This window comes from Pseudarthrobacter ribosi (assembly GCF_055412865.1).
On record NZ_JBVAYZ010000027.1, the window covers coordinates 53,083 to 59,704 of the forward strand.

The 6,622-nt window shown below is 63.6% G+C and carries 7 protein-coding genes and 1 pseudogene; 3 read left to right on the top strand and 5 right to left on the bottom strand.

Annotated features, from left to right (window positions below; genetic code table 11):
• Nucleotides 1-20: 20 nt before the first annotated feature.
• Nucleotides 21-797 carry a hypothetical protein gene (locus ACZYZ5_RS19035; RefSeq protein WP_463903838.1) on the bottom strand — a complete coding sequence of 259 codons (777 nt, stop codon included), beginning with the start codon at nt 795-797 and terminating at the stop codon, nt 21-23.
• A gap of 348 nt (nt 798-1,145) precedes the next feature.
• Between ACZYZ5_RS19035 and ACZYZ5_RS19040 the strand changes: the two genes are divergently transcribed.
• The 3 genes from ACZYZ5_RS19040 (at nt 1,146) to ACZYZ5_RS19050 (ending at nt 3,818) form a co-directional block, all read left to right on the top strand.
• A complete protein-coding gene (locus ACZYZ5_RS19040) occupies nt 1,146-1,688 on the top strand; it encodes a DUF805 domain-containing protein (protein ID WP_463903840.1) in 543 nt (180 codons plus the stop codon).
• A gap of 411 nt (nt 1,689-2,099) precedes the next feature.
• Nucleotides 2,100-2,831, top strand: a complete 732-nt coding sequence (locus ACZYZ5_RS19045; RefSeq protein ID WP_463903841.1) for a lytic transglycosylase domain-containing protein — start codon at nt 2,100-2,102, stop codon at nt 2,829-2,831.
• Nucleotides 2,832-3,158: 327 nt separating this feature from the next.
• Complete coding sequence (locus ACZYZ5_RS19050; protein ID WP_463903842.1) at nt 3,159-3,818, top strand: dihydrofolate reductase family protein; 660 nt, start codon at nt 3,159-3,161, stop codon at nt 3,816-3,818.
• Nucleotides 3,819-3,930: 112 nt separating this feature from the next.
• Here the strand turns inward: ACZYZ5_RS19050 and ACZYZ5_RS19055 are convergent, their stop codons facing one another.
• From ACZYZ5_RS19055 to ACZYZ5_RS19070, 4 genes and pseudogenes are all read right to left on the bottom strand, one after another.
• Complete coding sequence (locus tag ACZYZ5_RS19055; RefSeq protein WP_463903843.1) at nt 3,931-4,386, bottom strand: nucleoside deaminase; 456 nt, start codon at nt 4,384-4,386, stop codon at nt 3,931-3,933.
• A 336-nt stretch (nt 4,387-4,722) separates the two neighbouring features.
• On the bottom strand, nt 4,723-5,109 hold the full coding sequence (locus tag ACZYZ5_RS19060) for a VOC family protein (RefSeq protein ID WP_463903844.1): 387 nt from the start codon (nt 5,107-5,109) through the stop codon (nt 4,723-4,725).
• 122 nt (nt 5,110-5,231) lie between these two features.
• Nucleotides 5,232-5,840 carry a hypothetical protein gene (locus ACZYZ5_RS19065; protein ID WP_463903845.1) on the bottom strand — a complete coding sequence of 203 codons (609 nt, stop codon included), beginning with the start codon at nt 5,838-5,840 and terminating at the stop codon, nt 5,232-5,234.
• A 588-nt stretch (nt 5,841-6,428) separates the two neighbouring features.
• Nucleotides 6,429-6,622, bottom strand: a pseudogene (locus ACZYZ5_RS19070) (adenylate cyclase); the annotation flags it as partial.

The window sequence follows — 6,622 nt, forward strand, 5'->3', positions numbered from 1 at the left end:
GTGATCCGGTCAGCCGGGGCTTAGGCCGCTGCACTGGCGGTGCGGCGGCGGACGACGTAGGCTCCGCCAGCGAGGGCGATCAGGGCGAGACCGCCGCCGACGGCGAGGGCGCCGGTGTCGGTGCCGGGTTCCTGGGTGACGCCGGTGTCAGCGCCGCCGACCGGCATGGTCATCTGGCCCGCCTGCAGGGTCCCGCAGAGGGCGGGGGAGGTGGCGGCGAGCGGAAGGGTCGGGGCAAGGTCGCTCTTGGCGGCCTGCCCTGCCGCGCTGAGGGTGGCGGGGTCAAGGCCGTGGACTACGACCACAGCGGTGCCGGCCTCCAGGGCGGCCTTGGTCTCGGCATTCACTTCGAACGTCCGGTCAACGGTGTAGGCCGCGCCCTGGCCCCCGACCTTGAGGTCCAGACCCGCTGCGGGGCTGGTGTCGCCGCTGGTGGACAAGGTGGTGACGATTGCGCCGTAGGACGGTGCACCTTCGGTGGTGGAGATGACCTGGTCGCCGTCCTTATCAGCCGAGGGTGCCGGGCAGGTGCCCTGGGCTCCGCCGTGGATGTGCTGGACATGCGGGTAGGGCGCGTCCATGAAGGTCGCGGGCATGCCCGAAACGTTCAGGACAACGTGGGCCTGGTTGCCCGTGACATCAACGGTGATGGTGCCCGAACCGGCGCTGCCGTTGACCTGGCCCAAAGTGGACTGATAGTGGTCTGATCCGTCATGGGCCATGGCAGGGGATCCGGAAACGGCCAGGGCGGCCAAAGCCAGAGTGGGGACCGCCATAAGACGAAGTGTCTTCTTCATTGAATAAATCTCCTCATACACAAACGTGTGATGTTCGCACCCCGGAAAGGGGCCAGTGGTACTTCGGATCACTTCTGGGAATGGATGGGTGACCACGTGGCCGGCCCACATATTCTTTGACAGGCCAACGGAGGACGGGGATGGGGCCCCTTTGGGCCCTTTTTGTTGGCGGCCGATCCGGGATCCGGGCCCACGGTCAAGTCCAAGGACGTGCGTAGTGCCTAAGGTGCTGCGTCCCAGCACGTCAGGAATCTGATCCTTGACGGACTGCTCAGCAGACCTAATGCTCGCCTCGATGGGCAGGTGTGCCCATCGAGGCTGTCAACGATTACCTATAAAGTTTTGAGCATGAACGTTGATTCGGGGGCTCCAACGCATCCTCACATCTATCCACCCACCCACTTTGAGTCGCAGGACGCATACACGCCTCTTCGCGGTGCCAGTCCGGGTCAAGCCATTTCACGATTCTTCAAGAAGTATGTCGTCTTTGCCGGGCGCGCCAGCCGGAGCGAGTACTGGTGGGTCGGGCTCTTCCACACGCTCGTTTACATCGTTGGTGGAATCCTCGTCGCCGTCTTCCAAGGGACCGCAGGCACGAACCGGTACGGCAGAGTGAGTGAAGGGACGACCCTCGGATCCGACCTCGTCATCCAGGCCTTGGTCATTTACTGCGTCGCGACAATCCTGCCCAATATTGCACTCGGCATCCGCCGGCTGCACGACCTCAATATGGCCGGCTGGTTCATCCTTCTCGGACTCATCCCCGGCCCGGGTTCTATCGCAGTACTCATCCTGACCATCCTTCCAAGCAACCCGCTGGGACAGCGCTTTGACCAACCCACTCTCCCCGGCAACCCGCGCCCCCAACGCTTCGACCAAACCTTCAGCTGACTGTCCGTTCGCCTAAGGTAGCAAGACCTTCACGCATGAGCCGCGAGCGTGGGGGTTTTGCTTGTACTGAGGTATTTACTGGACATCTTGGCAGCGATCTCTGCTTCCATCATGGGTGCCTGCTGCGTCTACTACATGACGCTGGACTTGGGAGCCGATGTGCCGTGGGGTGCTGCGCGCTTTTCTGGCTCGTATTTCACCTCCGTTCATGGCCTGCGTGGTCGAGGACGACATGACGGAACGGTGGGATGCCGTGGTGTTTATGGAGCGTTGAGTGTCAGGTCCGCGTCGCCGGCCAAAGCAGCCGCGAAACCGACCCGACGGCCTCCTGGATCCGTTGAGAACCGTTTCGTCAACCGGTCAGGGAGTTGGGGATGGTTTGATTGGTCCGTGCGCCGTCTAAAACGCCTTATGGTTTTCAGCCTGTTCGCGGTGTGCGTCATCACCGCGTTCTCGTTCTGGGTGAGCCGGCAGCCCGGCGCAGACGCCCGCAGTGCCTTTTCGGCACCTCCGCGAGCGGGGGCGGAACTTGAAATTTTGTCCGCCGGCATCACCACCGCCGTGAACGTAACCCCGAGCCCGGATGCCCAGTGGCTCATCCGGGCTGCCGCGCAGACCGGGATCCCTGCCCGCGCGCTCCGGGCCTACGTTGCTGCTGCGGCCACGGCCAACGATTCCGCTCCGATGTGCGGGATCGGCTGGAACACCGTGGCTGCTGTCGGCTCCGTCGAATCAGCGCACGGAACTTACGGCGGCGGCAGCCTCAACACCGCAGGGCAGGCGAGCGGCGCACTTGTGGGCCCGAGTCTCGATGGCAACGGATTCGCCGCCATCGCCGACACGGACGCGGGTCTCCTGGACGGCGACGCCCGCTGGGACCACGCCGTCGGACCCATGCAGTTCATTCCCTCCACCTGGCAGCTTGTAGGGCGGGACGGGAACGGGGACGGGGCTGCGGACCCGTTCAATATCGATGACGCCGCCCTCAGCGCGGCGACCTATCTGTGCGCTCACGGTCGTGATCTCTCAACCGCCCGAGGATGGACAGACGCCATCTACTCCTACAACCAGTCCGATCCCTACATTCGGCAGGTGCGGGCCCAAGCCACCACATACGCCGCGAAGACGGGAACCGCCGGATGAGTCCACTGGCTGAAGGTCCATGGCGGTGAATGCCAGGGGGCCCGGTGGATCAACGCGGTGCTTCAAGCGGCTGGCGAGGATGCGGGAGGCGATGCCTTCCTCTGACTTGGCCAGCAATTCCCTGAGGTGGCGCCGGTTGCCGAAGATCACGTCGCGCAGAACAAGCAGCGCCCAGGCGGCGCCGAGGACCTCGAGCGCCGCATTGATGGGGCATCCGCTACGCGGTTCCGGGGTCCATCGCGGCTCTATTCTCCTATCGTGGGTATTGAGTCGTTGGGTTCGATCACCATAAAGTGATTGCGAACGACAAGCACTTCAGGAGATGACATGTCCCTCGTCCGCGTGCACAACTTCTCGGTTTCCCTCGACGGCTTCGGCACCGGCGAGGGCCAGCAACTCGAGGCTCCGTTCGGTCACGCAGGCTCACGGCTGGTGGAGTGGGCTTTCGAGACGCGCACCTTCCGCGAGATGGGCATCCACGGGGAGTCGGAGGGATCCTTCGGCGTCGACGAGGCGTTCGCCAGCACGTGGGGGCCCGGGATCGGCGTGGAGATTATGGGGCGCAACAAGTTCGGCCCTCAGCGCGGTCCATGGGAGGACGAGGAATGGAAGGGATGGTGGGGCGATAACCCGGTCTTCCACACCCCTGTCGTTGTTCTGACACACCATCCTCGGCCGGTACTCGAAATGGAAGGCGGAACAACCTTCCATTTCGTTGACGCCGACCCCGTCTCCGCGCTCGAGCAGGCCCGGGCCCTGGCCGGTGACCTAGACGTCCGGATCGGTGGCGGCGTCAGCACGGTCCGACAGTTCCTCGAGGCCGATCTGATCGACCACATGCACATCGTCCTCGTGCCGATTGTTCTGGGCCGGGGCGAACGGCTCTGGGATGGACTCGAAGGACTCGAACAACGCTTTGACATCGAAGCGACACCTTCTCCATTCGGAGTTCTCCATCTGACCTTCACTCGTCGCACAGCCCGGTAGGCCGACAAAGGGCATCGCCCGAGGACGATCGACCATAAGATACTCTCGCTGACCATTGGTCAGGGGCCGTCCGTAGTTCAGATCTGTCTCACCGATGCTCTTCGTGCGTGAACTACTCGGCAATGTCCTCCGCCCATAGTTCAGGGTGTTCGTCCTGGAATGTGCGCATCATCTCGACGCATCGGGCATCATTCAACACCACCACTTCGACGCCGCGTGAGCGGAGAAGTTCGAATTCGCCGGCGAACGTCTCGGCCTCGCCCACCACTACGCGCGGAATCTTGAATTGGATGATGGTCCCCGTACACATCGCACACGGCGCCAGGGTGGTGTAGAGGGTTGTGTCCCGGTAGCTCTTCTGGCGTCCGGCAGCCCGCAGCGCAGACATCTCGCCGTGGGCGATGGGATCGCCATGCTGGACACGTTCGTTGTGGCCGCTGGCAATGACGACCCCGCCGCGGGCCAAGGCAGCACCGATCGGGATGCCGCCCTCTCGGAGGCTCTTTTGTGCGCCCTCGTAGGCAGCCTCGAAGACCGGGTCTGTGATGGTTCGTTCAGTTTCTGACATGGGTGCAGTCTAAGCCGCGCGTCGAATATGGTTTGTGGCCGCTGACGGAGTGACATCGAGGATATGTGACGAAGTCCGGGCCTACCGGCGAGGTTAAGAGGCGGGCAGACGAGTGTGCACAATGTGCACACCTGGGGCTTCGAAGTCGCCCGTAGCGAGGCCGGAATGGGCCGGACTGCGGAGCCTTTAGGTGAAGTGGCGGATTTTCAAGGGCTGAACCCGGTTCGAGTCCCACCTCGGGCACGTGTTATCCCTGTTCAGGGGGTTGCTAAGGGCATCCAGCCCTGTGGACACTGTCCACACCCTGTGGGACGTCTGGAGTGCTCAGCCAGGGCTTCATGCAGCACCCGATCCGTACGGACGCGTGATCGCCTCGAGGAAATGCCCGTCAGGATCCGCGAAGTAGACGCCACGTCCGCCGTCGTTGTGGTTGATCTGCTGCGGGCGGGACCGTCCCGGGTCTGCCCAGTAGGGGATGCCCTGGGCCTGAATCCTTGCGAAGATTCCGTCGAAGTCCTCCTCGCTGACCAGGAAGGCGTAGTGCTGCGGGGAGATGGGCCGGTCCGCCGTGGCGAAATCTAGGGCCACTCCGTGGTCGAGGGGCACGGTCATGAAAGACCACATGGCTTGGGGTTTCGGCAGTCCGAGCACGTTGGCTAGGAACTCCGCCGAATGGCGTTTGTCCGTTGCGTAGACGATGGTGTGGTTGAAAGTGACCGTCACGGTGGCCTCCTCGGCTGTTTGTCTGCGACCATCTACGTCCAGAGCTCTTCAGATTTCAAGAGCGCCCGCTACGTCCTTGGAACCTGCACGCGTCGGCATCAGGGGAGGCTGTCAGGGGTGGATCAGGCCTCGGCGATCGGCAGCACCAGCAGGTAGCCGGTCGGCAGATCGCTGCTCCAGCGTCGCGGCTCGCGGACCACGAACTGCGTCGCCAGCTGCTTGGGGGTGAGCAGAGTGTTGGGCACGGGGGACGGTCCCCACAGCTTGCTGCCGTACGGGTAGAGCGGATCTTGGGCGCGGATGCCAGTGACCGAGAACTCCGGGAACTGGTCGGGATCGCCGAGTGACTCGAAGCCGCTCATCACCCATACGTGGCGACCGCGCCACATGACCAGCCCGACCGGCCGGTCCGTGTCGGCGATGGCGCGCGCCGCTGTTTGCAGCGCTTCCTCGTAGTCGGCGATGCTGACGACGGCGTACTGCCCCATCCCGACCTCGGTCAACACCTTCGCCCACCCCAAGGGGTTGGCACCGTTGAACGAGTTGGACGACCGTGCCCGGGCCATCTCCCACAGTTCGCCCTGCTGAACCCGATCGGCCCACGTGCCGGCCCCCGTGTAGTCGATGAGGTTGTGCATGATCTGGATGCTCGCCGCCACACACCACTCAAAGGTGTACTGCGGCACGAAGTCCCCCTCCTGGTAGAGGTTGAGGGCGAACGCCTGGGGCATCGGCGCCGGCGTGGGAACCGATGTCGGGGTGGGGGACGGCGTCCGGTGAGGAGCGGGGACGTCATCGCGTGCGGCTGGCGGGGCCGAGGAGGTCTGGATCGGTGGATCGGTGGTGGCCTCATCGAGTCTGATCGTTGGCGTGCAAGCCGAGAGGAGGATCGCTAGGATGACGAACCAGGCCAGAACACGGAGCGGGGCACCGATCATGATCGATCCAGTTTATCGCGGCGCGGCGGGAATGCGTCGTGCAATGGATGGCTCCCATGAGCCTCAAGGCCACCAGCGACCTGGGGTTGAAGAACTTGCTCATCTGCTGTGTGAGACAGGTTAGCCGGAGGGGGCCAATGGGGGCTGGTAATGCTGCAGGTGACAGACCGATTGAAGATCTTTGAGCCCGGCCTTCCGGGGGTAACCAGGGAGCTGCTGCGGTGTGCCTGCTTTGTATCCGCGGCATTGTGACAGTGGACCTTCCGTCGATTCAGCTTGACGTAGTCCCGGCTATCAGTATTCGCGCGGGCCGGTAGCCTATGGCGCTTCCCTGCCTGGTACGGAGTGGGGAAGCAGTCGTGCCTGCGCAAGTCGGACGTGTCAGGCCTTCAGCGAAATGGTGGGGAATTTCTTCCATTCGCGGTGGAAGCGGGCCTCTGCCTCGAGCGCGGCGGATTGTTCCAGGGCGTGTAGCCGCCCGTAGCTGAACCCGTTCTCGCCCAGGACGAATGCCTCGGCTCCGAGTCTGCGAAGAAGCTCGCGGGTAACGACGCTGTCCTGGTGGTCACCGAGGA

What these genes read in the sequence shown, in the direction of transcription:
- ACZYZ5_RS19035 (WP_463903838.1), bottom strand. Translation starts at nt 797, where the DNA reads ATGAAGAAGACACTTCGTCTTATGGCGGTCCCCACTCTGGCTTTGGCC.
- ACZYZ5_RS19040 (WP_463903840.1), top strand. Translation starts at nt 1,146, where the DNA reads ATGAACGTTGATTCGGGGGCTCCAACGCATCCTCACATCTATCCACCC.
- ACZYZ5_RS19045 (WP_463903841.1), top strand. Translation starts at nt 2,100, where the DNA reads ATGGTTTTCAGCCTGTTCGCGGTGTGCGTCATCACCGCGTTCTCGTTC.
- ACZYZ5_RS19050 (WP_463903842.1), top strand. Translation starts at nt 3,159, where the DNA reads ATGTCCCTCGTCCGCGTGCACAACTTCTCGGTTTCCCTCGACGGCTTC.
- ACZYZ5_RS19055 (WP_463903843.1), bottom strand. Translation starts at nt 4,386, where the DNA reads ATGTCAGAAACTGAACGAACCATCACAGACCCGGTCTTCGAGGCTGCC.
- ACZYZ5_RS19065 (WP_463903845.1), bottom strand. Translation starts at nt 5,840, where the DNA reads ATGCCCCAGGCGTTCGCCCTCAACCTCTACCAGGAGGGGGACTTCGTG.